The sequence below is a fragment of the Streptomyces sp. NPDC002640 genome (assembly GCF_053592575.1).
Genome location: NZ_JBSFVZ010000016.1, coordinates 142,844 through 167,709, shown reverse-complemented (window position 1 = coordinate 167,709; position 24,866 = coordinate 142,844). Strand labels below are relative to the sequence as shown.

Below are 24,866 nucleotides of genomic sequence, written 5' to 3'. Positions count from 1 at the left end.
GGCCTCGGCGGTTTCCCCGCCGGGGCCCTCCCGCATGTCCGGGCGCGGGTGACAGCACGTCGAGCGCCCCGCTCCCCCACCGGGTGGGGCCGGGGCGTCGCGCTGCGGGCTTCGGGTTTCCGGCTTCGGCGTAATCCCTCAGGCGTAGACGTAGATCTGGGCGACGTCCTCGACGTCGGCCGGGGTGGTGTTCCACGGCGGCAGCGGTTCCCCGCGGGCGACGATGCGGCCGTACTGGCTGTCGCGCGGCTTCGGGGGGCGCGCCGGCAGGTAGCGGGCGCCGCGGTGCAGCCGCTGCCAGCGGGTCCACAGCAGGTCGACGTAGGCGTGGTGGAGCCAGAACGCCGGGTCGTTGACGGACGCGGCGCCCAGCATGGTGCCGCCGATCCAGCGGTGGACCCGGTTGTGGTTGCGCCAGGATGCCTGGCCCGCGCCGCGGCCCCAGCCCTCGATCCGGTTCCGGAACCCGCGCGGCGAGGTGGAGTCCCAGGGCGCCGTGTCGTACACCGGGTCCTCCATCGCCCAGGCGACGTCCCGGGCGGTGGGCAGGGTGATCGGGTCGCGGGACCGGCCCAGGTCGCGGGTGAGGTAATCGGTGTCGGTGACGTTCACCCCGAGGATCCAGCCCTCGCGCCGGGCGAACGGCCCGGTGGTCACCTGTCGGTCGGAGCGGCGGCCGTCGCCGCCGAGCAGGCCCTCGGTCCACGGCGTCCCGGTGGCGCCGCGGTTCTTCGTCCAGTCCCAGTAGGGCAGTGTCACCGCGGGGTCGATCCGCTGCAGCGCCTCCTCGAACCGCAGCAGGAAGAGCCGGTGCCACGGCAGGAACGAGGGCGTCATGTGCGCGGCGCGCAGACCGCTCTCCCCGTCGGGGGCGAAGTGCTCGATGTGCGTCAGCACGAACTCGTCGTACTCGCCGCGGCGTTTGAGCTCCAGGACGGCGCCGACGAACCGGCGGCGCTCGCCCGCGGTCAGGCGGCTGACGTCCTTACGGGTGTACGCCATGGCCTGCGCCCCTCCCCGCTCCGGGACTCCCCACTCCGGGACTCCCCGCTCCGGCGGCGCCCGCTCCCGGAGCGCCGTGGGAGAGGCCGGTGAGCCGCTCTCCGGGCAGGAGTTGGTCCACGGCGGCCCGGGCGGCCGCGCGGGGGGTCGGATAGGACCCGTAGTGGTCGATCATGCTCAGGTACGAGCCGTCGGCGCGCCGCATCAGGTGCAGCGGCTGGTCGTCCACGGTGACGTGCCATTCCAGGACCCCCTCGGCGAGGGCGGACCGGGCGTGACCGCGGAAGCCGCGGATCCGGCGGCCCCGGTAGACCTCGTCGAACAGGGCCTCGGCGACGCGCGGCCCGTGCGCGCGAGGCGCTCCGTGCGCCGCGTGCGCCTCGTGCCGGCGGGGGCGCCGCAGCGCCCGCGGCTCCTGCGGGTCGGTGGCGGGCAGCGGCCGGGATCGGGGGGCCGCCGCGGCGACCACCGGGGCGGTCACGGCGGTGAACGCCGCCGCCAGCAGAACGCGCAGCGCGCCCCGCCGGTTCCTCGGGACGGACATCGTGGTTCTCCAGTCCGGGGTGGGTGACGTGCTGCATGCCCCGGCCGAGGGCTGTGTGTGGGGGGGCGGCCGGTGAGGGCGGACAGGCGCGGGCCGGTCCCGCCGTCTCGGCGGAAACCGGCCCGGCCGGCGGTGCTCCCGGCGCGTCAGCCGAGGGGGAGGCCGCCGAGCAGTCCGCCGCCACCCTGGTTGAGCTGCTCCGTCATGCCGTTGACGGCGTTGAGCGGGGAGCCCTCGGCCTCGGTGTTGAGGAGCGTCTCACCGCTCTGGTGCTGGATCGGCATCAGCGGACCGGCCAGCTCGGTGACCGTCCCCAGCGGGGAGGCGGGCGCCTCGGCGGCGGAGGCGGTCCCGGAGACACCGGCCGCGGCGGCCAGCGAACCGACGAGGACGGCGGCTGCCTTCAGAGACTTCATCGTGTTCCTTTCATGCCGCGGCGGCACGACGACGCGCACCGCCACGACGGGCTTTCGATTCTCCGTGCCCAACGAGCCACCCCCTTCGGGGAAACCCCGTCACACCGCTTCCGGCCGAAACCACGCGCCGGAACGCCCGGAACGGTCCGGTCTCCGGCCGCCGTGCCCGGAACAAGGGCGGGCCGCCCCTCCGCGGGAAACGACGGAAGGACGGCCCGCCCCGGGCAACCCGCCGGACCAGGGCCGGTACGTGCTGCCGGGGCTGTCGGTGGACGCCGCGCACCCGGGGTGCCCGGCGCCCGAGGTGCCGTGGGACGGTCAGGCGGCGACGCGTCCACGGCGGTAGAGGAGGGCACCGGCGCCGATGAGCGCGGCGGCCGCGGCGGCCGCGGCCGCGGTGCCCGCGGCACCGGTCTCGGCCAGCTGCGGGCCCTCGCCACCGTGGGGCTCCGGGGCGGGCGGCACCGAGCGGTCGCCGCCGGGCGGCTGCTCCTCGTCGGTCGGCGGGTTCTCCTGGCCGGGGGCCGGAGGCTCTTCGTGGTTGTCGCCCGGAGGCTCCTCGTGGCCGTGGCCCGGGGGCTCCTCGTGGCCGTAGCCGGGCGGGTTGCCGGGGTTGTGCGGGTTGTGCGGGTTGTGCGGGTCACCGCCACCCGGCTTGCCGGGACCGTCGTGGTCCTCGTCCTCGACCTCGGTGTTGGTCAGGCAGGTGTTGCCGACCGCGGGGTTGAGGAGACCGATGACGTTGATCGAGTTGCCGCAGACGTTCACCGGCACGCTGATCGGCACCTGGATCGCATTGCCGGACAGGACACCGGGGGAACCGGCGGCCTGCGCCTCCGCCTCGGAGTCTGCGAACGCTGGTGCGCCGTATGCGGCGAGGAGGCCGGTGGCGGCTGCGGCCATGGCCGCGCCCCTGCTCAGAGACTGTCGCACTGCTGATGATCTTCCTGCTCGGAGAATAGGAGAAGGCCGGCTCCGGCACGCCCCGTGGGCATGCCGGAGCCGGCCCGGGTGCAACCGAGTGGCCCGGTAGGTCAGTCGATGGCGCAGAAATTGCCGACGGCCGGGTTGAGGAGGCCGATGACGTTGATCGTGTTGCCGCACAGGTTCACCGCGAGCTGGACCGGAACCTGGATGACGTTGCCGGAGACCACACCCGGGGAACCGACAGCCTGCCCCTCGGCCTCGGCGTCGGCGAAAGCCGGAGCGGCGATGGAAGCCGCCATCAGGGCGCCCGCGACGACAGCAACGCTCTTCTTCATGAAGTTTCCCTTCTCAACGGTCATGCCCCTGTGTCGGCCGGAACCGAGCGAGCTCACTGGAACGGCTCGCACCATGACCTGCCGAGAAGTAGAACGAGGCGACGACGGGGAGGAAACTCCACAGAACGCACCATCCAGGAATTCACCCGAATGCCAGCTGTAGTGTGACAAGTAATCCAAGGGCGCAGGAGCTCAGCAGGAGCTCAGGAGCTCAGGGAGCCTTCCGGTACAGCTCCTCGATCTGCTCCTTGTACGCCTCCGCCACCGCGTGCCGCTTGACCTTGAGGGACGGGGTGAGCAGCCCGTTGTCCTCGGTCCACTCCCCCTCGACGAGGACGAACGAGCGGACGGACTCGGCGCGGGAGACCGCCTGGTTGGCGTGGTCCACGGCCTTCTGCACCTCGGCCCTGATCCGCTCGTCGCGGATCACCTCCGACATCGGGGTGTCGGCCGGCCTGCCCCGCACGGAGAGCCAGTGGGCGACGGCCTCGGGGTCCAGCGTGACCAGCGCGCCGACGAACGGGCGGTTGTCGCCGACCACCATGCACTGGCCGATCGGCGGCCGGCTGCGCATGCGGTCCTCGAGCACCGCCGGGGCGACGTTCTTGCCGCCCGAGGTGACGATCAGGTCCTTCTTGCGGCCGGTGATGGTGAGGTAGCCGCCCTCGTCCAGGGCGCCGAGGTCCCCGGTGGCGAACCATCCGTCGCGCAGCACGGCGTCGGTGGCCTCCTGGTTGTTCCAGTAGGCGCCGAAGACGATGCCGCCCTTGACCAGCACCTCGCCGTCCTCGGCGATCCGGACGGCGGTACCGGGGACCGGACGGCCGACCGTGCCCGGACGCGGTTCCAGCGGCGGGACCACGGTGGCGGCGGCGGTGGTCTCGGTGAGGCCGTACCCCTCGAAGATGAGGACGCCGGCGGCGTAGAAGAAGAGGTTGAGCTCCCGGTCGAGCGGCGAGCCGCCGCTGATGGCGTACCGCAGGCGGCCGCCGAGCTCCTTGCGGATGCGGCGGTAGACCAGCAGGTCGTACAGCGCCCAGCCGGCCCGCAGGCCGGGGCCGGGCCCGTCGCCCCGGCCCAGGAAACGGCGCAGGTGGGCCTCGGCGAAGCGGACGCCCAGGCGCTCGGCGCGGTCGAAGGAGGCGCCGCGGCCGATCTTCTCGGCGGTGGCGCGGCCGGTGTCGCGGATCTTCTCGAACAGGTACGGCACGCCGACCAGGAAGGTGGGGCCGAACTCCCGGAACAGCGGGCGGAGTTCGTCGGGCTTGATGCTGGGGCAGTGCCCCAGCTCGATCCGGGCCATCTGGCAGGCGATCTGGATGGTCCGGCCCAGGATGTGCGCGAGCGGGAGGAAGAGCAGGGTGGAGGCCGCCTGACCGGTGGCCGCCTTGAAGACCGGGTGGAGCAGCTCGACGGTGTTGGCGGCCTCGGCGTGCAGGTTGCCGTGGGTCAGCGCGCAGCCCTTGGGGCGGCCGGTGGTGCCGGAGGTGTAGCAGAGGGTCGCGACGCTGTCCGGGCCGAGCGCGGCGCGGCGTTCGGTCACCGCGGAGTCGGGCGTCTCCCGCCCCAGCGCGGTGAGTTCGGCGATGCCACCGCCGTCGAGCTCCCACAGCCGTACGGGTTCGGGGTGGTTGCCCTGCCGCACGGCGGCGGCGAGGTCGGAGGTCTCCACGACCGCGAGGCGGGCGCCGGAGTCGGCCAGGATCCACTCGACCTGGTCGGGCGACGAGGTCGGGTACACGGGGACGGTTCTGCCGCCGGCCGCCCAGATCGCGAAGTCGAGCAGCGTCCACTCGTAGCGGGTCCTCGACATCACGGCGACGCCGCCACCGGGTTCGAGGCCGGCGGCGATCAGGCCCTTGGCCACGGCGGTCACCTGGCGGGCGAACTCCTCGGCCGTCACCGGCGTCCACACGCCGCCCTCGCCGCGGCGGCGCAGCACCACGGCGTCCGGGGCCTCGGCGGCGTTGGTGAACGGCAGGTCCGCGATGCTGCCGCGGGTGGGCGGCGTGGCCAGTGCGGGGGTGCGGGCCTCGCGCACGACGCCGTGCTCGTCGCGGACGAGCTCGACGGCCGCGGAGCGGCCGCCCATGCTCCGCCGTGCCCGCTTCATCTCCTTGCGTACGCCCATGTGCGCTCCCGGTCCGGCGGTCAGGGGGTCTCCGGCGCTAACTTACTCGCGCGTAAAGAAGAGTCAACGGGTCTGACGTGAAGGGGTGGGGGAGGCGGTCGCGGGGCGGGGGCTCGAGCGGGGGTGGAGCGGGCTCGGGGTGGGGACGGAGCGGTGGTGGAGGCCGGGGGGCGGCGGGGGTCGGCGAGGGAAGGAGGCGGGAAACCGACTCGGGGGATGTCGGTGCCGGCCGCTAGAGTCGGGGGCAGTGAGCCGGGTGCGGGTGGGCCCCGGCCGGTACGGTCCGACGTCGGCGTGAGGTGGGGCGCATGAAGCTGCGGTACGCCGTGGCGTGGGTGGGGTGCACGGTGGCGGCGCTCGCGGTCACGTATGTCGCGGGGGCGGTTTCCGGGGGGTCGGCGCCGGTGGAGGTGCCGGGGGTCACGTCGGATCTCCCCGCGAACGGGGTGGAGACCGAGGCGGCGCTCCCGCTGCCCACCGCGACGGCCTTCGCGGGCTGACGCCGCGTTCCCTTCCGCGGGGCCGGGCCCGGTGGTGTTCCGGGGGCCGCTCTCCGCGGGCCCTGCGCGCGGCTGGACCTGCCGGTGACGCCGGCCTCCGCCGTTCGGTGACCGGGCCTGACGTCCTGCCGCGCGTGTGCGGCACCTGTGGCTGCGCTCGCCTCCGCACAGGCACCCGGCGGGATCGGATCGCCGGCCCTGTGCGCGGTGCGTCGCCACGCGCCTTCACCCCCGGCGGGCGGCTCGCACCGCCACGGGTGGGCCGACCTTGCCGGAGGCACGCGGCCTCGCCACAGCGCGGCGGGGGCACAGCCCCGGCGGACGGCACCGCCTTGCTCCCCCGACCCGCCGCGCCTCCTTCCGGAGGGACCGAGGCACAGGTGCGCCGGCCGCAGCGTGTGTACGCACCGGCCTGCGCCCGCCCCTCCCCCAGCGCCCAGCGCCCAGTGCCCAGTGCCCAGTGCCCAGCGGCACGATGGCCGCAAGGGGAGGACGCCGGTGCCCCGTGCGGGGTCGGGTGGGGTCAGTGGTGGTGGGGTCAGTGGTGGTGGGGGAAGCCGAGGTTGACGCCGGTGGGGGTGTCGGCGGGGTCGGGCCAGCGGGTGGTGACGACCTTGCCGCGGGTGTAGAAGTGCGTGCCGTCGTTGCCGTAGACGTGGTGGCCGCCGAAGAGGGAGTCCTTCCAGCCGCCGAACGAGTGGTAGCCGACCGGCACCGGGATGGGGACGTTGACCCCGACCATGCCGGCCTGGACCTCGAGCTGGAAGCGCCGGGCCGCGCCACCGTCCCGCGTGAAGATCGCCGTGCCGTTGCCGAAGGGCGAGGAGTTGATCAGGGCCAGGCCCTCCTCGTAGGTGTCGGCGCGCAGCACGCAGAGCACGGGGCCGAAGATCTCGTCGCGGTAGGCGTCGGCGGTGACCGGGACCCGGTCGAGCAGCGAGATGCCGATCCAGTGGCCGTCCTCGTAGCCCTCGACGGTGAAGCCGGTGCCGTCCAGGACGACCTCGGCGCCCTGCGCGGCGGCGCCCCGGACGTAGGAGGCGACCTTGTCCCGGTGGGCGCGGGTGATGAGCGGGCCCATCTCGGAGACCGGGTCGTGGCCGGGGCCGATCACGACCTTCTCGGCCCGCTCGCGGATGCGCCGCACCAGCTCGTCGCCGATGCCGCCGACCGCGACCACCGCGGAGATCGCCATGCACCGCTCCCCCGCCGAGCCGTACGCGGCGGAGACCGCGGCGTCGGCGGCGGCGTCCAGGTCGGCGTCGGGCAGCACCAGCATGTGGTTCTTGGCGCCGCCGAGGGCCTGGACGCGCTTGCCGTGGGCGGAGGCGGTGGTGTGGATGTGCCGGGCGACGGGGGTGGAGCCGACGAAGGAGACGGCCTGCACGTCCGGGTGCTCCAGCAGGCGGTCCACGGCGGTCCCGTCGCCGTGGACGACGTTGAGGACGCCGTCCGGGAGGCCCGCCTCGGCGAGGAGTTCGGCGATCCGGACGGAGGCCGAGGGGTCCTTCTCGGAGGGCTTGAGGACGAAGGTGTTCCCACAGGCGACGGCGATGGGGAACATCCACATCGGCACCATGGCGGGGAAGTTGAACGGCGTGATGCCGGCCACCACGCCCAGCGGCTGCCGGATCGCGGCCACGTCCACCCGGCTCGCCACCTCGGTGGACAGCTCGCCCTTGAGCTGGACGGGGATGCCGCAGGCCAGGTCGATGATCTCCAGGCCGCGGGCGACCTCGCCGAGGGCGTCGGAGTGGACCTTGCCGTGCTCGGCGGTGATCAGCCGGGCGAGTTCCTCGCGGTGGGCGTCGACCAGGGCGCGGAACGCGAAGAGGACGGTGGTGCGGGTGGCCAGTGAGGAGCGGCCCCAGGTGGTGAACGCCTCCCGGGCGGCGGCGACGGCGGCGTCCACCTCCCGCACCGAGGCGAGGGGGACCCGGGTGGTGACGGCGCCGGTGGCGGGGTCGGTGACCGGGCCGTAGGTCCCCGAGGTGCCCTCGACGGCCTTGCCGCCGATCCAGTGAGGGAGGGTCCTGGTCATGCCTCAACTCCTTCGCGGTCGACCGCTTGCCCGACCAGTCCAGCAGCCCGGACACGCCCTGTCGACGGAGACTTCTTGGAGACATACCCCCAGGGGGTATAGTCTGGGTACCGGTGGACAACCGGTCCATCTCTTCGATCAGGAGTAACGACATGACCCAGTCGACCGACACCCAGGGCGCCGTCACCACCGTCTACAAGGTGACCGGCATGAGCTGCGGCCACTGCGAGGGCTCCGTCTCGGGCGAGGTCTCCCAGATCCCGGGCGTGCGGTCGGTGAAGGCCGTCGCCTCGGCCGGGGAGGTCACCGTGGTCTCGGCCGCCCCGCTGGAGGAGGACGCCGTCCGCGCCGCCGTCGACGAGGCCGGGTTCGAGTACGCCGGCCTCGCCTGACCCCTGCGAACCCCCCGTCACCCACCAGGAGGCCCGAATGTCCAGCACCGTCACCACGACCGGGACGGCGGATCCGGCCGCGGACGCGCCGCGCGCCGAGGTCGAGCTGCTGATCGGCGGCATGACCTGCGCCTCGTGCGCCGCCCGGATCGAGAAGAAACTCAACCGGATGGAAGGCGTCGAGGCGACGGTCAACTACGCCACCGAAAAGGCGCGGGTCTCCTACCCCGAGGGGGTATCGGTCGACGACCTGGTCGCCACCGTGGTGAAGACCGGGTACACCGCCGAGCCCCCTCCGCCGCCCGCGCCCGCGGAGACCGTCCGGCCGGGCGGCGCCGCCACCGGGGAGGACGCCGTCCAGGACGACGACCCCGAGGTGACGGCGCTGCGGACCCGGTTCACGGTCTCCGCGGTCCTCGGACTGCCCGTCGTGCTGCTGGCGATGATCCCCGCCCTGCAGTTCGACAACTGGCAGTGGCTGTCCCTCACCCTGGCCGCCCCGGTCGTGGTGTGGGGCGCCCTGCCGTTCCACCGCGCCGCCTGGACCAACGCCAGGCACGGCGCGGCCACCATGGACACGCTGGTCTCGCTGGGCACCCTGGCCGCCTTCGGCTGGTCGCTCTGGGCCCTCTTCCTCGGTGACGCCGGGATGCCCGGGATGCGCCACGCGTTCACCCTGACCGTCTCCCGCGGTGAGGCCTCGGGCACCCTCTACCTCGAGGTGGCCGCCGGGGTCACGGCGCTGATCCTGCTGGGCCGCTGGCTGGAGGCGCGCTCCAAGCGGCGCGCCGGGGCGGCCCTGCGGGCGCTGATGGAGCTGGGCGCCAAGGACGTCGCGGTGCTCCGGGACGGCCGCGAGGTGCGGATCCCGGTCGACGCGCTCGCACCCGGCGACCGGTTCGTGGTGCGGCCCGGCGAGAAGGTGGCCACCGACGGCGTGGTGGTGGAGGGGTCCTCCGCCGTCGACGCCTCGCTGCTGACCGGCGAGTCCGCGCCGGTGGACGTCTCGGTGGGCGACCCGGTCACCGGCGCCACCGTCAACGCGGGCGGGCGGCTGGTCGTCGAGGCCACCCGGGTCGGCTCGGACACCCGGCTGGCCCGGATGGCGAAGCTGGTCGAGGAGGCGCAGAGCGGCAAGGCGGAGGTGCAGCGGCTGGCCGACCGGATATCGGGCGTCTTCGTGCCGGTGGTGCTGCTGATCGCCCTGGGCACGCTCACCGCCTGGCTGCTGCTGGACGGCGACGTCACGGCCGCGTTCACCGCCGCGGTGGCGGTGCTGATCATCGCCTGCCCCTGCGCGCTGGGCCTGGCCACCCCGACGGCGCTGATGGTGGGCACCGGGCGCGGTGCCCAGCTGGGGATCCTGATCAAGGGCCCGGAGGTGCTGGAGTCGACCCGCCGGGTGGACACCGTGGTGCTGGACAAGACCGGCACGGTCACCACCGGCGCGATGACGCTCCACGAGGCGCACGCCGCCGAGGGCGTCGAGGAGCGGCTGCTGCTGCGCCTGGCGGGCGCGGTGGAGCACGCGTCCGAGCACCCGGTGGCCCGGGCGATCGCCGCGGGGGCCGAGGAGCGGGTGGGCGCGCTGCCCGCCGTGGAGGACTTCGTCAACCTGCCCGGCCGGGGCGTGCGCGGTCGCGTGGAGGGTCACGAGGTGACCGTCGGACGGCTCACGGCGGACGGCGCGGCGGTGGAGCTGCCGCCGGCGCTGGCGCGGGCCAAGGACGCCGCGGAGGACGCCGGGCGCACCGCAGTGGTGGTCTCCTGGGACGGCGCCCCGCGCGGGGTGCTGGCGGTGGCCGACACGGTGAAGGCGACCAGCGCCGAGGCGGTGACCGAACTGCGCCGCCTGGGGCTGCGGCCGGTGCTGCTGACCGGGGACAACCGGCGGGCGGCCGCCTCGGTGGCCCGCGCGGTGGGCATCGGGGACGAGGCCGACGTGATCGCGGAGGTCCTGCCCGAGGACAAGGTGGCGGCGGTGCGCCGGCTGCAGTCCGAGGGGCGCACGGTGGCCATGGTGGGCGACGGCGTCAACGACGCGGCGGCGCTGGCCGCGGCGGACCTGGGCCTGGCGATGGGCACCGGGACGGACGCGGCGATCGAGGCGGGCGACCTGACGCTGGTGCGGGGCGACCTGAGGGTGGCGGCGGACGCGATCCGGCTCTCGCGCCGGACCCTGGCCACCATCAAGGGCAACCTGTTCTGGGCCTTCGGCTACAACGTGGCGGCGCTGCCGCTGGCGGCGGCCGGGCTGCTGAACCCGGTGATCGCGGGCGGCGCGATGGCCTTCTCCTCGGTCTTCGTGGTCACCAACAGCCTGCGGCTGCGGGCCTTCCGCTGAGCCGTCGGGGAGACGCCGGACCGTGTGCGAGAGGGCCGTCGGGCCCGGGCCGACCGCCCGGGCCCGACGGCCCTCTCGCGTGGCCGGAAAAGGTCTTGTGGCAAATCCGTCGTCCTCTGGATCTGCCCCCGGTTCCTCACATAAGCTCTTCACAAGTCTCACGCGACATCTTCAATCGGCACCGCCCGGCCCGACGCCGGTCGTGCGTCGTGGCGAGGAAGCCGCACGAGATGCAGATCACAGTGCAGTCAACGTAACCCTTGGCGGCAGTCAAGGGTCTAAGTTGGCGGTTACCGGGAGCATCTTGGGGGGTGTTGCCGGTAACTGCGGGGTCGTCTTGGGGGACGGCTCCGGAGCTGCGTTGCCGGGGCACGCGCAACCGGGGAGCTTTGAGCGGCCCCCCCGACGGTGCGGGTCCCGGCAGACCGCACACCGCTCGCCGCCACCGGCGGCGTACGCAGCGATTCAGGCGCTGCCCACAGACGCCCGGGCCCGGATCCCGTGGGGGGAATCCGCTCCGGGGCACAGAAGGGCGCCCTGTACGTCGGCCCGTGGGGGGACCGGCGGCAGGGCGCCCTTCGTCTTTCCGTCTTCCGCCCCGATGCCCGTCTTCCGCCCCGAGCGACCGAACGCGGCGGAGCCGCCCCGGCGAGGCCGGGGCGGCTCCTGTGAGGCGTGGGGCGACCGAGGTCAGCCGCGCTCCTCCACGGGGACGAAGTCGCGCTCGACGATGCCCGTGTAGATCTGGCGCGGGCGGCCGATGCGGGAACCCGGCTCCTTGATCATCTCGTGCCACTGCGCGATCCAGCCCGGCAGGCGGCCCAGCGCGAAGAGCACGGTGAACATCTCGGTCGGGAAGCCCATCGCCCGGTAGATCAGACCCGTGTAGAAGTCCACGTTCGGGTACAGGTTGCGGGAGACGAAGTAGTCGTCGGAGAGCGCGTGCTCCTCGAGCTTCAGCGCGATGTCCAGCAGCTCGTCGGACTTGCCGAGGGCCGAGAGGACGTCGTGCGCCGCGGCCTTGATGATCTTGGCGCGCGGGTCGAAGGACTTGTACACCCGGTGGCCGAAGCCCATCAGGCGGACGCCGTCCTCCTTGTTCTTCACCTTGCGGATGAAGGCGTCGACGTCGCCGCCGTTGGCCTGGATGCCCTCGAGCATCTCCAGCACCGACTGGTTGGCGCCACCGTGCAGCGGGCCCCACAGGGCGCTGATGCCGGCCGAGATCGACGCGAACATGTTCGCCTGCGAGGAGCCGACCAGGCGGACCGTGGAGGTGGAGCAGTTCTGCTCGTGGTCCGCGTGCAGGATCAGCAGCTTGTCGAGGGCGGAGACCACGACCGGGTCGAGCTCGTACTCCTCCGCCGGCACGGAGAACGTCATGCGCAGGAAGTTCTCGACGTAGCCGAGGTCGTTGCGCGGGTAGACGAACGGGTGGCCGACCGACTTCTTGTAGGCGTGGGCCGCGATCGTCGGGAGCTTGGCGAGCAGGCGGATCGTGGAGAGGTGCCGCTGCTTCTCGTCGAACGGGTTGTGGCTGTCCTGGTAGAAGCTGGACAGCGCGGAGACCACCGAGGACAGCATCGCCATCGGGTGGGCGTCCCGCGGGAAGCCGCGGAAGAAGTTCTTGACGTCCTCGTGCAGCAGGGTGTGCTGCGTGATCTCGTTCTTGAACGTGGTGAGCTCGTCGACCGTGGGGAGCTCACCGTTGATCAGCAGGTAGGCGACCTCCAGGAAGGTGGACCGCTCGGCCAGCTGCTCGATCGGGTACCCGCGGTACCGCAGGATGCCCTGCTCACCGTCCAGATAGGTGATGGCGGATTTGTACGCGGCGGTGTTGCCGTATCCGCTGTCCAGGGTCACCAGACCGGTCTGAGCCCGGAGCTTCGCGATGTCGAAGCCCTTGTCACCGACGGTGCTGCCGACCACCGGGTAGGTGTACTCGCCGTCGCCGTACCGCAGTACTACAGAGTTGTCGCTCACGTCTTCCCTCACCGACCTAGTCCTCATCTTCGAGGTGCCCTGACGCCTCTACCTTCCCCCAACTGGCTCTGGAGAGTGCACTCGGGGTCGACCATCGGGCCCACTGGCGGCACTCAGTGCCGTCAACCTGTTCATCCTGCCCGTCCCGGGCGAGTTGCGGAAGGCCACTGTGACCTTTGCGACCCATTTGATCGATCATTTTTATCGAACCGAATCCTCACACCGGCGACCGGGGACCCGAGAGCCGGAAATCCAGCGCCGTGCAGCGCCGCCCGGCCGACACCGTGCGCACCGCCTGACCGAGGGCTTTGCGGGAGCCAACGAGGACGACGAGCCTCTTGGCCCGGGTCACCGCCGTGTAGAGCAGGTTCCGCTGGAGCATCATCCAGGCGCCCGTGGTCACCGGGATCACCACCGCCGGATACTCGCTGCCCTGCGAGCGGTGGATGGTGACCGCGTAGGCGTGGGCCAGTTCGTCGAGCTCGTCGAAGTCGTAGGGCACCTCCTCGTCCTCGTCGGTGAGCACCGTCAGCCGCTGCTCGTCCGCATCGAGCGAGGTGACCACGCCGACCGTGCCGTTGAAGACGCCGTTCTTCCCTTTGTCATAATTGTTGCGGATCTGGGTCACTTTGTCCCCCACACGGAAGACCCGGCCGCCGAACCGCTTCTCGGCGAGGTCCGGGCGGGCGGGGGTGACCGCCTGCTGCAGGAGTCCGTTGAGCGCCCCCGCGCCGGCCGGTCCGCGGTGCATGGGGGCGAGGACCTGGACGTCGCGGCGGGGGTCCAGGCCGAAGCGGGCGGGGATGCGGCGGGCGGCCACGTCGACGGTGAGGCGGCCCGCGGCCTCGGTGTCCTCCTCGACGAAGAGGAAGAAGTCCTTCAGGCCTTCGGTGAGCGGGTGCTGCCCGGCGTTGATCCGGTGCGCGTTGGTGACCACGCCGGACTGCTGGGCCTGGCGGAACACCTTGGTCAGGCGCACCGAGGGCAGCGGGCCGCCGACGGCCAGCAGGTCCCGCAGGACCTCGCCGGCGCCGACGCTGGGCAGCTGGTCGACGTCCCCCACGAACAGCAGGTGGGCGCCGGGGGCGACGGCCTTCACCAGCTTGTTGGCGAGCAGCAGGTCCAGCATGGAGGCCTCGTCGACGACGACCAGGTCGGCGTCGAGCGGGCGGTCCTGGTCGTAGGCGGCGTCCCCGCCGGGCTTGAGCTCCAGCAGCCGGTGGACCGTGGAGGCCTCGGCGCCGGTGAGCTCGGCGAGCCGCTTGGCGGCCCGGCCGGTGGGCGCGGCCAGCACCACCTTGGCCTGCTTGGCACGGGCCAGCTCCACGATGGAACGGACCGTGAACGACTTGCCGCAGCCGGGTCCGCCGGTCAGCACGGCGACCTTCTCGGTCAGCGCCAGGCGGACCGCCGCCTCCTGCTCGGGCGCCAGGTCCGCGCCGGTGCGGGTGCGCAGCCAGCCGAGCGCCTTGGCCCAGTCGACCTCGCGGAACCACGGCATCCGGTCGTCCTCGGTGCGCAGCAGCCGCAGCAGGCGGGAGGCGAGGGCCTGCTCGGCGCGGTGGAACGGGACCAGGTAGACGCCGGTGACGAGGCCGGCGGCGGTGCCGTCCTCCGGGCCCGGGACCTTCTCGCGGATCACGCCCGGCTCCTCGCCGTCCGGCCCGGGCTCGGCCAGCTCCGCCAGGCACTCGATGACCAGGCCGGTGTCCACCTGGAGCAGCTTGACCGCGTCGGCGATCAGGCGCTCCTCGGGGAGGAAGCAGTTGCCCTGGTCGGCGGACTGGGAGAGCGCGTACTGGAGGCCGGCCTTGACCCGCTCCGGGCTGTCGTGGGGTATGCCCACGGATCGGGCGATCTTGTCCGCGGTGAGGAAGCCGATGCCCCAGACGTCGGCGGCCAGGCGGTAGGGCTGGTTCTTCACCACGGAGATGGAGGCGTCGCCGTACTTCTTGTAGATCCGCACGGCGATGGAGGTGGAGACCTCGACGCTCTGCAGGAAGAGCATCACCTCCTTGATCGCCTTCTGCTCCTCCCAGGCGGCGGCTATCCGCCGCGTGCGCTTGGGGCCGAGGCCGGGGACCTCGATCAGGCGCTCCGGCTCCTCCTCGATCACCGTGAGGGTGTCCAGGCCGAAGTGCCGGGTGATGCGGTCGGCGAAGACGGGGCCGATGCCCTTGACCAGGCCCGAGCCGAGGTAGCGGCGGATGCCCTGGACCGTGGCGGGGAGGACGGTCGTGTAGTTCTCCACGTGGAACTGCTTGCCGTACTGGGGGTGGGAGCCCCAGCGGCCCTCCATGCGGAGCGACTCGCCCACCTGGGCGCCCAGGAGGGCGCCGACGACGGTCAGCAGCTCGCCCGGGCCGGAACCGCGGCCGGTGTCGACACGGGCGACGGTGTAGCCGTTCTCCTCGTTGGCGTACGTGACGCGTTCGAGGACGCCTTCGACCACGGCGCGCTTGGGGGCGGGCGGAGTTGCCATGGTCCGACGTTACCGCCGCCCGGGGACAGCGCCGTGGGCCTGTGGAAAACCCCGGGCGGAACGGGCGGGCGGTCAGGCGGGCAGTCGGGCAGTCGGGCGGTCGGGCGGTCAGCTCTTCCGGGCGACGTCCCGTGCCCACAGAACGAGCGGCGCCTGGAGGGGCAGGCGGCCGTAGGCGGCGGCCTTCATCGGAGCGGGGCGGTGGCGCCAGTCGTAGGCCATCTTCACGTTGGCGGGGAGGACGCCGACGAAGAAGGCCCCGGCCGCCAGGGCCGCCGTCCGCCGGGTGCGCGGCGCCACGAGCCCTGCCGCCAGGGCGAGTTCGACGACGCCGCTGGCGTACGTCCAGGTCCGCGGAGAGCCGGGCAGACCGCGGGGCACGATCCCGTCGAAGACGCGCGGCTTCGCGAAGTGGGCCGCGCCGGCCGTCGCGAGGAGCGCGGCGAGGGCGAGCGGGGACCCGGAGCGGGACCGGGAGCCGGAACGGGGGCGGGAGCCGGAGCCGGAACCCTGGCGGGAGCCGGAGCGGGAGCGGGACATCGCGTTCTCCTCGGAAGGCGGCGTGATCCGGCGATGCTACGCGCCGCTCGCCGATGATCATCAGTGCTCACATGAGCGAGCTGCGTCACAAAGCCCCCCAGGGTCTTGCCGGCCGGCCGTGTAATCGTTTCCAATCACCCGTGTAAACGTTTCCACAAGGAGGTGGAATCCGCGGATGCCCGGTATCAAGGACGTCGCCGCACACGCCGGCGTCTCCGTCGCCACCGTGTCGCGCGCGCTCAACCGGCACCCCTCGGTGAGCGAGGAGGCCCGCGCCCGGGTGCTGGCGGCGGTGGAGGAGCTGGGGTACCGGCCCAACGCCGTCGCCCGGTCCCTGCGCACCGACCAGACCCGCACCCTCGGGCTGGTCATCAGCGACGTGCTCAACCCGTACTTCACGGAGCTGGCGCGCGCCGTGGAGGAGGAGGCCCGCGCGCTCGGCTACAGCGTGATCATCGGCAACGCCGACGAGCGCCCCGACCTGCAGGACCACCACATCGGGACCCTCCTGGACCGCCGGATCGACGGCCTGCTGGTCTCCCCCACCGACGGCGGCGGCCCGCTGGTGCTGGACACGGCACGGGCCGGGACCCCGGTGGTCTTCGTGGACCGCTGGATCCCCGGCGCGGAGGACGTGGACGTCCCCGTGGTCCGGTCGGACGGGCGGGAGGCGGTGCGGGACCTGGTCGCCCACCTCCACCGCCTCGGTCACCGCCGGCTCGCGATCATCGCGGGCCCCGCGGCCACCACCACCGGCAGCGAGCGGGTCGAGGCGTTCCGCGGCGCGCTGGCGGCCCTCGGCCTGGAGCTGCCCGACGCCTACATCGGCCAGGGCGACTTCCAGGCGGAGAGCGGACGCCGCGCCACCGAGCGGTTCCTCGACCTCCCCGAGCCGCCCGAGGCCGTGTTCGCCGCCGACAACCTGATGGCGCTCGGCGCCCTGGACGCCGTGCGGGCGCGCGGGCTGCGGGTGCCGCACGACATCGCGCTGGCGGCGTTCGACGACATCCCGTGGTTCGTGCACACGGACCCCGCGGTCACCGCGATCGCCCAGCCGACCGGCGAACTCGGCCGCGCCGCCGTGCGCGCCCTGGTCGACCGCATCGAGGGGCGGGCCGCCCGGTCCGTCACCCTCCCCGCCCGGCTCGTCGTACGCCGCTCCTGCGGCGAGGACGGCGGGGCCCATCCCCAGGAGAGGAGCAACCCGTGAGCGACACGCAAGAGTTGCTGCGCATCGAAGGAGTGCGCAAGGCCTTCCCCGGCGTGGTCGCGCTCGACGGCGTCGACTTCGACCTGCGGCGCGGCGAGGTTCATGTGCTGCTCGGCGAGAACGGCGCGGGCAAGAGCACGCTGATCAAGACGCTCTCCGGCGCCCACCGTCCCGACGAGGGCCGGATCCTGGTCGACGGCCGGGAGGTCGTGATCGGCGGCGCGCAGGACGCCGAGAAGCTCGGCATCGCCACCATCTACCAGGAGTTCAACCTGGTCCCGGACCTGACGGTGGCCGAGAACATCTTCCTTGGCCGCCAGCCCCGCCGGTTCGGCATGATCGACCGCCGGACGATGGAGGCCGAGGCCGCGAAGCTGCTGGAGCGGGTCGGGGTGCCGGTGTCGCCGCGCGCCCGGGTGCGGGAACTCGGCATCGCCCGGCTGCAGATGGTGGAGATCGCCAAGGCGCTCAGCCTGGACGCGCGCGTGCTGATCATGGACGAGCCGACCGCCGTGCTCACCTCGGAGGAGGTCGAGAAGCTGTTCTCGATCGTCCGCCGGCTGCGCGAGGACGGTGTGGGCGTCGTCTTCATCACCCACCACCTGGAGGAGATCGCCGCCCTCGGCGACCGCGTCACCGTCATCCGCGACGGCCGCAGCGTCGGCCAGGTGCCGGCCTCCACCCCGGAGGACGAGCTGGTCCGCCTGATGGTGGGCCGCTCCATCGAGCAGCAGTACCCGCGCGAGCGCGCAGCGGCCGGCGAGGCGCTGCTGCGGGTGGAGGGGCTGACCCGGGACGGCGTCTTCCACGACGTCTCGTTCGAGGTCCGGGCCGGCGAGGTCGTCGGCATCGCCGGGCTGGTCGGCGCGGGCCGCACCGAGGTGGTGCGGGCCGTCTTCGGCGCCGACCACTACGACGCGGGCACGGTGACGGTGGCCGGCCGGGCGCTGCGCCGCCACGACGTCAACGCGGCGCTGGACGCCGGGATCGGCCTGGTCCCCGAGGACCGCAAGGGCCAGGGCCTGGTGCTGGACGCCTCCGTGGCGGAGAACCTGGGCCTGGTCACCCTGCGGTCGTCGACGAAGGCGGGCCTGGTGGACCGCAGGGGGCAGCGGCAGGCCGCCGGGCGGATCGCCGAGCAGCTCGGCGTCCGGATGGCCGGCCTCGACCAGCAGGTGCGCACGCTCTCCGGCGGCAACCAGCAGAAGGTCGTCATCGGCAAGTGGCTGCTCGCCGACACCCGGGTGCTGATCCTCGACGAGCCCACCCGCGGCATCGACGTGGGCGCCAAGGTCGAGATCTACCAGCTGATCAACGAACTCACGGCCGCCGGCGCGGCGGTCCTCATGGTCTCCAGCGACCTGCCCGAGGTGCTCGGCATGAGCGACCGGGTGCTGGTGATGGCCCAGGGCCGGATCGCGGGCGAACTGCCCGCCGACGAGGCGACCCAGGACACGGTGATGGCGCTGGCCGTCACCACGCAGTCCACGAACACCCCCGGCGACGAGGCCGGCGACGAGGAAGGGAAGGCCCCCCGTGGCCACTGACACGCTCAAGAGCAAGCCGGGCGCGGGTGGCGCCGGCGGCCTGCGCCGCATTCTTCTCGACAACGGCGCGCTGACCGCGCTGATCGTGCTGGTCGTCGCCATGTCGGCGCTGTCCGGCGACTTCCTGACGGCGGACAACCTGCTCAACGTGGGCGTCCAGGCGGCGGTCACCGCCATCCTGGCGTTCGGTGTGACCTTCGTGATCGTCTCGGCGGGCATCGACCTGTCGGTCGGCTCGGTCGCCGCGCTGTCGGCGACCGTGCTGGCGTGGATGGCGACCTCCGAGGGGGTGCCGGTCTGGATCGCCGTGATCCTCGCCGTCGCCACCGGTCTGGCCTGCGGTTTCGTCAACGGTGTGCTGATCTCCTACGGGAAGCTGCCGCCGTTCATCGCCACCCTGGCGATGCTGTCGATCGCCCGCGGTCTGTCGCTGGTGATCTCGCAGGGCTCCCCGATCGCCTTCCCGGAGTCGGTCTCCCACCTCGGTGACACCCTCGGCGGCTGGCTGCCGGTGCCGGTCCTGGTCATGGTCGTCCTCGGCCTGATCACGGCGCTGATCCTGGGCCGCACCTACATCGGCCGCTCGATGTACGCCATCGGCGGCAACGAGGAGGCCGCGCGGCTGTCCGGCCTGAAGGTCAAGAAGCAGAAGCTGGCGATCTACGCCCTCTCCGGCCTGTTCGCCGCCGCGGCGGGCATCGTGCTGGCCTCGCGCCTGTCCTCGGCGCAGCCGCAGGCCGCACAGGGCTACGAGCTGGACGCGATCGCCGCGGTGGTCATCGGCGGCGCCTCGCTGGCCGGCGGCGTCGGCAAGGCCTCCGGCACCCTGATCGGCGCGCTGATCCTGGCGGTGCTCCGCAACGGCCTCAACCTGCTGTCCGTCTCCGCCTTCTGGCAGCAGGTCGTGATCGGCGTGGTCATCGCGCTCGCCGTCCTGCTGGACACCGTCCGACGCAAGGCGGGCGCCACCCCGGCCGCCGCCTCCCCGGCGGGCGGCGGCAACCGCGGCAAGCAGGCGCTGACCTACCTGCTGGCGGCCGTGGTCGCGATCGCGGTGGTGGCCTCGATGTCCTTCCTGCACAAGGACTCCGACTCGGCGGCCCAGCGGAAGGTGGGCCTGTCGCTCTCCACCCTGAACAACCCGTTCTTCGTGCAGATCCGTCAGGGCGCCGAGCAGGAGGCGAAGCGCCTCGGCGTCGACCTGACCGTCACCGACGCGCAGAACGACGCCTCGCAGCAGGCCAACCAGCTGCAGAACTTCACCAGTTCCGGCCTGTCGACCATCGTGGTCAACCCGGTCGACTCGGACGCGGCCGGCCCGTCGGTGCGCTCCGCCAACCAGGCGGACATCCCGGTGGTCGCGGTGGACCGCGGCGTCAACAAGGCGGAGATCGACACCCTGGTGGCCTCCGACAACGTCGAGGGCGGCCGGCTGGCGGCCCGCGCGCTGGGCAAGAAGCTGGGCGGCGAGGGCCGCATCGTGATCCTGCAGGGGCAGGCCGGCACCTCCGCCAGCCGTGAGCGCGGCCAGGGCTTCGCCGAGGGCCTGAAGGAGTTCCCCGGCATCGAGGTGGTCGCCAAGCAGCCCGCGGACTTCGACCGCACCAAGGGTCTGGACGTCATGACCAACCTGCTGCAGGCCCATCCGGACGTCGACGGCGTGTTCGCCGAGAACGACGAGATGGCGCTGGGCGCCGCCAAGGCGCTCGGCTCCAGGGCCGGCAAGCAGGTCCAGGTCGTCGGCTTCGACGGCACGCCGGACGGTCTGAAGGCCGTCGAGGCGGGCACGCTGTACGCCTCGGTCGCCCAGCAGCCCACCGAGCTCGGGAAGATCGCGGTGCGCAACGCGCTGGCGGCGGCCGAGGGCAAGGACCTCGAGGACCTGGTGAAGGTCCCGGTGAAGGTCGTCACCGAGCAGAACGTCGGCTCGTTCGGCGGCTGACGGGTCCGGGCGAGGAAGACGAGGGAAGACGAGGAACGCGACATGCACGACTACGACCTGGTGGTCGTCGGGTCGGCCAACGCCGACCTGGTGATCGGTGTCGAGCGGCGGCCCGCCGCGGGAGAGACGGTGCTCGGTTCCGACCTGGCCGTCCATCCGGGCGGCAAGGGCGCCAACCAGGCGGTCGCCGCCGCCCGGCTGGGGGCGCGCACCGCGCTGGTGGCGCGGGTCGGCGACGACCCGCACGGGCGGCTGCTGCTGGAGTCGCTGTCCGGCTCCGGCGTCGACACCTCCGCGGTGGCGGCCGGCGGGGCGCCCACCGGCGTCGCGCTGATCACCGTGGACCCGTCCGGCGACAACAGCATCGTGGTGTCGCCCGGCGCCAACGGGCGGCTGACGCCCGAGGACGCCCGGGCCGCCGCCGAGCGGGTGCTGCGGTCGGCGGCGGTGGTCTCCGCGCAGCTGGAGATCCCGCTGGAGACGGTCACCGAGGTGGTCCGCCTGCTGGCGCCCGGGACCCGGTTCGTGCTGAACCCGTCGCCGCCGCGGGAGCTTCCGGCCGGGCTGCTGTCCGCCTGCGACCCGTTGATCGTGAACGAGCACGAGGCGCGGGTGATCGCCGGCGCCTCGGCGCTCGGGGACACCCCCGAGGAGTGGGCCGCCGCGCTGCTGGCGCTTGGCCCGCGCTCGGTGGTGATCACCTTGGGCGCCGAGGGCGCGGTGACGGCGGAGGCCGGCGCGGAGCCGGTGCGGGTGCCGTCGGTGCGGGTGGACGCCGTGGACACGACCGGGGCGGGCGACGCGTTCACCGCGGCGCTGGCCTGGCGGCTGGGGCTCGGCGAGCCGCTGCCGGTCGCGGCGGGCTACGCGGCGCGGGTCGGCGCGGCGGCCGTGACGAAGGAGGGCGCCCAGGCGTCGTACCCGACGGCGGAGGAGGTCGCGGCGCTGTGAAGCGGTCCGGGATCCTGAACCGTCACCTCGCGGGCGCGCTCGCGGAGCTGGGCCACACCGACCAGGTGCTGGTCTGCGACGCCGGCATGCCCATCCCGGCGGGCCCGCGGGTGGTGGACCTGGCGTTCCGGGCCGGGGTGCCGTCCTTCGCGACGGTGCTGGACGGGCTGCTCGAGGAACTGGTCGTGGAGGGCGCGGTCGCGGCGGACGAGGTGCGGGACGCCAACCCGGCGGCCGCGGCACTGCTGGCGGGCCTGCCGGGACTGCGGACGGTCCCCCACGAGGAACTGAAGGTCCTGTCGGCCGGTGCGCGGCTGGTGGTGCGCACCGGCGAGGCGGCGCCGTACGCCAACGTCCTCCTGCGGTGCGGGGTGTTCTTCTAGGGCCTGTCCGGCGGATCATGCCGTTCTCGCCGCCGGGTTCGCTTCACACGCCGCTTGAGCGGGGCCTGGTGCGTGCGGCTGCAAGGCGGAGGAGGGAGGCGACGCGGAGCGTCGTCGAGTGACGACAACGCCGCAGACGTGCGTGCCAGGCCCCGCGACCCACGTGCATGATCCGCCGGACGGGCCCTAGGGCTGTCCGGCGCCTGTCCGGCCGGCGTGGGGAACGTTCGAGGGGGCCCGGTCCTGTGGACCGGGCCCCCTCGTTCCCCCCGCCAGAAGCCACCGATCCCCCCGGATCCCCCCGGAACCCTCTCCACAACTTCTGACGCCGACTAAGACCGGCGAGGTGGCGCAAGGGTTGTACGGTCGGACAAGATTTTTTCGAGCCGCCCCCGGACGCCCGGCCAGTCCTCCGCGAGGACCGCGTGGACCGCCGTGTCGCGCAGCCGGCCCTCCTCCCCCGTGACCCGGGAGACGCCCCATCCCCGCAGCACTCCTTCGGGCCGCGCCCCCACCCGTTCCATCGCGGCGCGCGACCGCGCGTTGCGGGCGTCGGTGAGCAGGTCCACCCGCCGCACGTCCCACCCCTCGAACGCCTGCCGGAAGAGCAGCAGCTTGGCCTCGGTGTTGATGCCCGTCCCCTGCGCGGAGCGGCCCAGCCAGGTCCAGCCGACCTCGACCGCGTCCAGCCGTTCCGGGGAACGCCAGGAGCGCGGGGCGCAGAAGGAGGTGCAGCCGACGGCCCGGCCGGTGGCCAGGGAGATCTGGGCGTAGGGCGCCACCGTCCCCTCCTCGGCCTGCCCCCGCCGGGTGGCGATGTAGTCCGCGACCTCGTCGGCGCGGGGGACCCAGGTGTAGGTGTAGGCGGACCGGTCCTCCTCCGCCGCCACGGCCAGGTCAGCCGCGTGACGCGGGTGCAGCGGCTCCAGCCGTACCCGCGAGCCCTCCAACGGCGGCGCGGTCGGCAGCCGTCCCATCCGGGTCCTCCTTCGTCGGGGTGCGCGGCACGGAGTCTGCCGTACCGCCCGGCCCGCCGGCGACGGGTTTCCCGCCCGGGCGGGACAGCGAGGTCATGGCGACGCCCGTCACCAGCAGCGCCGCGGCCGCCCAGCGCAGCGGACCGACCTCCTCGTCCAGCAGGAGCCAGGCGGAGGCCATGCCGAAGACCGGGACCAGCAGGGAGAACGGGGCCACGGTGGACGCCGGGTGGCGCTTGATCAGCCATCCCCAGGCGCCGAAGCCGAAGACGGTGCTGACCCAGGCGATGAAGAGGATGACGGCGACGCCCTCCCCGTCCAGGGCGCGCAGGGCTGCCAGGTCGCGGTCGGCGCCCTCGGTGAGCAGGGACAGGGCCAGCAGCGGCAGCACCGGCACGGTGCTCACCCAGACCATGAAGTTGAGCGCGTCCGGCGGGGACGCCTTGCGGGTGAGGACGTTGGAGACGCCCCAGCAGGCGCCGCCGAGGATCACCAGGGCGAAGGCGTGCAGCGGCCCCGTGCCGCCCTCGTCGACGGCGGCCACCACGATCCCGGCCACCGCCACGGCCATGCCGGCCACCCGCGGTCCGGTGAGCCGCTCGCCGAGCACGGCGAAGGCGAACAGGGCGGTGAAGACGGCCTGGACCTGCAGGACCAGCGAGGTGAGCCCGGCGGGCATGCCCTGGTCCATGCCGACGAAGACCAGGCCGAACTTGGCCACGCCCAGGGCGAGCCCCACGCCCACGATCCACTTCCACGCGACCTTCGGCCGCCCGACGAGGAAGACGGCCGGGAGGGCGGCGAGGAGGAACCGCAGCGCGGACAGCAGCAGCGGGGGGAAGTGGTCGAGGCCTATCTCGATGACCACGAAGTTGACGCCCCAGGTCGCCGCGACGCACACGGCCAGGAGGAGATGAGTAGGTCGCATGGATCGAGGATCCGCCGCCGGGACCGTGAAGCACCAGCGATGATTGCTGCACCCGTGGATGTAGCGATACTGCATGATGACGCACGGATAGCGCCACGGATCGAATGAGATCCGGATCGGATCGGAGGGGACCGGGCCATGCTCGATCTGCAACGGCTGCGCGCCCTGCACGCGGTCGCCGTGCACGGGACCGTCAACGCGGCGGCGGAGTCGCTGGGTTACACGCCGTCGGCGGTGTCCCAGCAGATCGCCAAGCTGGAACGGGAGACCCGCACGTTGCTCCTGGAGCGGCGGGGCCGCGGGGTGCGGCTCACCGAGGAGGCGCGGCGGCTCGCGGAGACCGCGCGCGAACTGCTGGGCATCGTGGAGCGCGCGGAGGCGGAGCTGGAGTCGCGGCGCGGGGAGCCGGCGGGGCGGCTGACGATCGCCGCCTTCCCGTCGGCGGCCCGCGGGCTGATGCCGGGGGTGCTGGCCGACCTGGCGGCGGGGCACCCGGCGCTGGACGTCCGGCTGAGCGAGGTGGACCCGCACCTCTCGGTGGGGATGGTGGCCAAGGGCGCCGTGGACCTGGCGGTGTCCCACGACTGGGACGTCGCGCCGATGGCCCTGCCGCCCGGGCTGGCCCGGCAGCGCATCGGTGAGGACCGCAGCGACCTGATGGTGCCGCGGGGGCACCGGCTGGCCGGCCGCGACGTGGTGCGGCGCGAGGAACTGGCCGGTGAGCCGTGGGTGTGCCAGCCGCCGGGGCGGGTCTGCCACGACTGGCTGGTGCGGACCATGCGCGCGGCCGGGCACGAGCCGCGGGTGGTGCACACCGCGGACGAGAACCCCACGCTGGTCGCGCTGGTGGCGGCGGGTCTGGGCGTGGCGGTGATACCCCGGCTGGGCCGCGGGCCGCTGCCCGAGGAGGTGGTGACGGTGCCGATGGAGCCGGTGCCGGTGCGGCGGCTGTACGCCGTGTGGCGGGAGGAGGCGGCCCGGCGTCCGGCCGTGGCCGAGACGGTGCGGACGCTGCGGGCCCGCTGGGGACGGATCGCCGGGGAACCGTGAAGCGGGCCGGCGCGTCCAAGGGCCGTACTGCCGGACGAGTCACCGCAGAGCGGTCGACCGGCCACCTGTGGGGGCCGGTTTCTCCCCTCCCCTCCGCCTGCGGCCGGCAGCCGCGGCCGTCACCGGCGCCACCCCCCTCCACGGCGCCGGTGACGGGCCACCGGACGGCATCCGGTGCGGTCGTCGCTCTTGACCGAAAGAAACTTCCCCGATATTCGTGACCCCTCGGCAGTTTCCTTCA

Annotated in this window: 21 protein-coding genes; 9 read left to right on the top strand and 12 right to left on the bottom strand. The window is 73.3% G+C overall.

Features of this window, described 5'->3' with window-relative positions:
- Positions 1 to 138: 138 nt before the first annotated feature.
- From ACWD3O_RS21630 to ACWD3O_RS21605, 6 genes are all read right to left on the bottom strand, one after another.
- Positions 139 to 1,002: a tyrosinase family protein gene (locus ACWD3O_RS21630; RefSeq protein WP_451416987.1), complete on the bottom strand. Its 864-nt coding sequence runs from the start codon at positions 1,000 to 1,002 to the stop codon at positions 139 to 141.
- Positions 986 to 1,546 carry a tyrosinase family oxidase copper chaperone gene (locus ACWD3O_RS21625; protein WP_451416986.1) on the bottom strand — a complete coding sequence of 187 codons (561 nt, stop codon included), beginning with the start codon at positions 1,544 to 1,546 and terminating at the stop codon, positions 986 to 988. The genes ACWD3O_RS21630 and ACWD3O_RS21625 overlap by 17 nt, the downstream gene beginning before the upstream one ends.
- A gap of 146 nt (positions 1,547 to 1,692) precedes the next feature.
- Positions 1,693 to 1,962, bottom strand: a complete 270-nt coding sequence (locus ACWD3O_RS21620; protein ID WP_356135711.1) for a hypothetical protein — start codon at positions 1,960 to 1,962, stop codon at positions 1,693 to 1,695.
- A 318-nt stretch (positions 1,963 to 2,280) separates the two neighbouring features.
- Positions 2,281 to 2,865 carry a chaplin gene (locus ACWD3O_RS21615; protein WP_451416985.1) on the bottom strand — a complete coding sequence of 195 codons (585 nt, stop codon included), beginning with the start codon at positions 2,863 to 2,865 and terminating at the stop codon, positions 2,281 to 2,283.
- Between the two features lie 131 nt (positions 2,866 to 2,996).
- The gene (locus ACWD3O_RS21610; RefSeq protein ID WP_451411968.1) at positions 2,997 to 3,248 is read right to left on the bottom strand and encodes a chaplin; all 252 of its coding nucleotides are present in this window, start codon (positions 3,246 to 3,248) and stop codon (positions 2,997 to 2,999) included.
- A 187-nt stretch (positions 3,249 to 3,435) separates the two neighbouring features.
- Positions 3,436 to 5,355 carry an AMP-dependent synthetase/ligase gene (locus ACWD3O_RS21605; protein WP_451416984.1) on the bottom strand — a complete coding sequence of 640 codons (1,920 nt, stop codon included), beginning with the start codon at positions 5,353 to 5,355 and terminating at the stop codon, positions 3,436 to 3,438.
- Between the two features lie 308 nt (positions 5,356 to 5,663).
- On the opposite strand from ACWD3O_RS21605, the gene ACWD3O_RS21600 reads away from it, so the two are divergent.
- Positions 5,664 to 5,855 carry a hypothetical protein gene (locus ACWD3O_RS21600; protein ID WP_451416983.1) on the top strand — a complete coding sequence of 64 codons (192 nt, stop codon included), beginning with the start codon at positions 5,664 to 5,666 and terminating at the stop codon, positions 5,853 to 5,855.
- 538 nt (positions 5,856 to 6,393) lie between these two features.
- On the opposite strand, the gene ACWD3O_RS21595 is transcribed toward ACWD3O_RS21600, so the two are convergent.
- On the bottom strand, positions 6,394 to 7,896 hold the full coding sequence (locus ACWD3O_RS21595; protein ID WP_451416982.1) for a CoA-acylating methylmalonate-semialdehyde dehydrogenase: 1,503 nt from the start codon (positions 7,894 to 7,896) through the stop codon (positions 6,394 to 6,396).
- Between the two features lie 152 nt (positions 7,897 to 8,048).
- Between ACWD3O_RS21595 and ACWD3O_RS21590 the strand changes: the two genes are divergently transcribed.
- Positions 8,049 to 8,288: a heavy-metal-associated domain-containing protein gene (locus ACWD3O_RS21590; RefSeq protein ID WP_451411972.1), complete on the top strand. Its 240-nt coding sequence runs from the start codon at positions 8,049 to 8,051 to the stop codon at positions 8,286 to 8,288.
- A 37-nt stretch (positions 8,289 to 8,325) separates the two neighbouring features.
- The gene (locus ACWD3O_RS21585; RefSeq protein WP_451416981.1) at positions 8,326 to 10,632 is read left to right on the top strand and encodes a heavy metal translocating P-type ATPase; all 2,307 of its coding nucleotides are present in this window, start codon (positions 8,326 to 8,328) and stop codon (positions 10,630 to 10,632) included.
- Positions 10,633 to 11,322: 690 nt separating this feature from the next.
- Here ACWD3O_RS21585 and ACWD3O_RS21580 read toward each other — a convergent pair.
- The 3 genes from ACWD3O_RS21580 to ACWD3O_RS21570 form a co-directional block, all read right to left on the bottom strand.
- Complete coding sequence (locus tag ACWD3O_RS21580; protein ID WP_451411974.1) at positions 11,323 to 12,615, bottom strand: citrate synthase; 1,293 nt, start codon at positions 12,613 to 12,615, stop codon at positions 11,323 to 11,325.
- 217 nt (positions 12,616 to 12,832) lie between these two features.
- The gene (gene recD2 / locus ACWD3O_RS21575) at positions 12,833 to 15,097 is read right to left on the bottom strand and encodes an SF1B family DNA helicase RecD2 (protein WP_451416980.1); all 2,265 of its coding nucleotides are present in this window, start codon (positions 15,095 to 15,097) and stop codon (positions 12,833 to 12,835) included.
- Positions 15,098 to 15,205: 108 nt separating this feature from the next.
- Positions 15,206 to 15,637 (bottom strand): DoxX family protein, encoded by a 432-nt coding sequence (locus ACWD3O_RS21570; protein ID WP_451416979.1) that lies wholly within the window; start codon positions 15,635 to 15,637, stop codon positions 15,206 to 15,208.
- A 175-nt stretch (positions 15,638 to 15,812) separates the two neighbouring features.
- On the opposite strand from ACWD3O_RS21570, the gene ACWD3O_RS21565 reads away from it, so the two are divergent.
- The 5 genes from ACWD3O_RS21565 to rbsD are packed head-to-tail and all read left to right on the top strand — an operon-like array spanning position 15,813 to position 21,670.
- Entirely contained in the window at positions 15,813 to 16,847 is a 1,035-nt protein-coding gene (locus ACWD3O_RS21565) for a LacI family DNA-binding transcriptional regulator (RefSeq protein WP_451416978.1), read from the top strand.
- Positions 16,844 to 18,394 (top strand): sugar ABC transporter ATP-binding protein, encoded by a 1,551-nt coding sequence (locus ACWD3O_RS21560; RefSeq protein WP_451416977.1) that lies wholly within the window; start codon positions 16,844 to 16,846, stop codon positions 18,392 to 18,394. Before ACWD3O_RS21565 ends, ACWD3O_RS21560 begins: the two co-directional genes overlap by 4 nt.
- Positions 18,384 to 20,336: an ABC transporter permease/substrate-binding protein gene (locus ACWD3O_RS21555; protein WP_451416976.1), complete on the top strand. Its 1,953-nt coding sequence runs from the start codon at positions 18,384 to 18,386 to the stop codon at positions 20,334 to 20,336. The genes ACWD3O_RS21560 and ACWD3O_RS21555 overlap by 11 nt, the downstream gene beginning before the upstream one ends.
- 42 nt (positions 20,337 to 20,378) lie before the next feature.
- Positions 20,379 to 21,287: a ribokinase gene (locus tag ACWD3O_RS21550; protein ID WP_451416975.1), complete on the top strand. Its 909-nt coding sequence runs from the start codon at positions 20,379 to 20,381 to the stop codon at positions 21,285 to 21,287.
- Positions 21,284 to 21,670, top strand: coding sequence for a D-ribose pyranase (rbsD, locus tag ACWD3O_RS21545; protein ID WP_451411981.1), 387 nt, complete (start codon positions 21,284 to 21,286; stop codon positions 21,668 to 21,670). The genes ACWD3O_RS21550 and rbsD overlap by 4 nt, the downstream gene beginning before the upstream one ends.
- Positions 21,671 to 22,002: 332 nt before the next feature.
- Here the strand turns inward: rbsD and ACWD3O_RS21540 are convergent, their stop codons facing one another.
- Together ACWD3O_RS21540 and ACWD3O_RS21535 are read right to left on the bottom strand one after the other, a co-directional pair.
- Positions 22,003 to 22,647 (bottom strand): GNAT family N-acetyltransferase, encoded by a 645-nt coding sequence (locus tag ACWD3O_RS21540; RefSeq protein ID WP_451416974.1) that lies wholly within the window; start codon positions 22,645 to 22,647, stop codon positions 22,003 to 22,005.
- The gene (locus ACWD3O_RS21535) at positions 22,568 to 23,575 is read right to left on the bottom strand and encodes an EamA family transporter (RefSeq protein ID WP_451416973.1); all 1,008 of its coding nucleotides are present in this window, start codon (positions 23,573 to 23,575) and stop codon (positions 22,568 to 22,570) included. The genes ACWD3O_RS21540 and ACWD3O_RS21535 overlap by 80 nt, the downstream gene beginning before the upstream one ends.
- 138 nt (positions 23,576 to 23,713) lie before the next feature.
- Between ACWD3O_RS21535 and ACWD3O_RS21530 the strand changes: the two genes are divergently transcribed.
- On the top strand, positions 23,714 to 24,625 hold the full coding sequence (locus ACWD3O_RS21530) for a LysR substrate-binding domain-containing protein (RefSeq protein ID WP_451416972.1): 912 nt from the start codon (positions 23,714 to 23,716) through the stop codon (positions 24,623 to 24,625).
- Positions 24,626 to 24,866: the final 241 nt, after the last annotated feature.

Excerpts from the sequence above, each read along its gene's own strand:
- ACWD3O_RS21630 (WP_451416987.1), bottom strand. The coding sequence starts at position 1,002 with ATGGCGTACACCCGTAAGGACGTCAGCCGCCTGACCGCGGGCGAGCGC.
- ACWD3O_RS21625 (WP_451416986.1), bottom strand. The coding sequence starts at position 1,546 with ATGTCCGTCCCGAGGAACCGGCGGGGCGCGCTGCGCGTTCTGCTGGCG.
- ACWD3O_RS21620 (WP_356135711.1), bottom strand. The coding sequence starts at position 1,962 with ATGAAGTCTCTGAAGGCAGCCGCCGTCCTCGTCGGTTCGCTGGCCGCC.
- ACWD3O_RS21615 (WP_451416985.1), bottom strand. The coding sequence starts at position 2,865 with ATGGCCGCAGCCGCCACCGGCCTCCTCGCCGCATACGGCGCACCAGCG.
- ACWD3O_RS21610 (WP_451411968.1), bottom strand. The coding sequence starts at position 3,248 with ATGACCGTTGAGAAGGGAAACTTCATGAAGAAGAGCGTTGCTGTCGTC.
- ACWD3O_RS21605 (WP_451416984.1), bottom strand. The coding sequence starts at position 5,355 with ATGGGCGTACGCAAGGAGATGAAGCGGGCACGGCGGAGCATGGGCGGC.
- ACWD3O_RS21600 (WP_451416983.1), top strand. The coding sequence starts at position 5,664 with ATGAAGCTGCGGTACGCCGTGGCGTGGGTGGGGTGCACGGTGGCGGCG.
- ACWD3O_RS21595 (WP_451416982.1), bottom strand. The coding sequence starts at position 7,896 with ATGACCAGGACCCTCCCTCACTGGATCGGCGGCAAGGCCGTCGAGGGC.
- ACWD3O_RS21590 (WP_451411972.1), top strand. The coding sequence starts at position 8,049 with ATGACCCAGTCGACCGACACCCAGGGCGCCGTCACCACCGTCTACAAG.
- ACWD3O_RS21585 (WP_451416981.1), top strand. The coding sequence starts at position 8,326 with ATGTCCAGCACCGTCACCACGACCGGGACGGCGGATCCGGCCGCGGAC.
- recD2 (WP_451416980.1), bottom strand. The coding sequence starts at position 15,097 with ATGGCAACTCCGCCCGCCCCCAAGCGCGCCGTGGTCGAAGGCGTCCTC.
- ACWD3O_RS21570 (WP_451416979.1), bottom strand. The coding sequence starts at position 15,637 with ATGTCCCGCTCCCGCTCCGGCTCCCGCCAGGGTTCCGGCTCCGGCTCC.
- ACWD3O_RS21565 (WP_451416978.1), top strand. The coding sequence starts at position 15,813 with ATGCCCGGTATCAAGGACGTCGCCGCACACGCCGGCGTCTCCGTCGCC.
- ACWD3O_RS21550 (WP_451416975.1), top strand. The coding sequence starts at position 20,379 with ATGCACGACTACGACCTGGTGGTCGTCGGGTCGGCCAACGCCGACCTG.
- ACWD3O_RS21540 (WP_451416974.1), bottom strand. The coding sequence starts at position 22,647 with ATGGGACGGCTGCCGACCGCGCCGCCGTTGGAGGGCTCGCGGGTACGG.
- ACWD3O_RS21535 (WP_451416973.1), bottom strand. The coding sequence starts at position 23,575 with ATGCGACCTACTCATCTCCTCCTGGCCGTGTGCGTCGCGGCGACCTGG.
- ACWD3O_RS21530 (WP_451416972.1), top strand. The coding sequence starts at position 23,714 with ATGCTCGATCTGCAACGGCTGCGCGCCCTGCACGCGGTCGCCGTGCAC.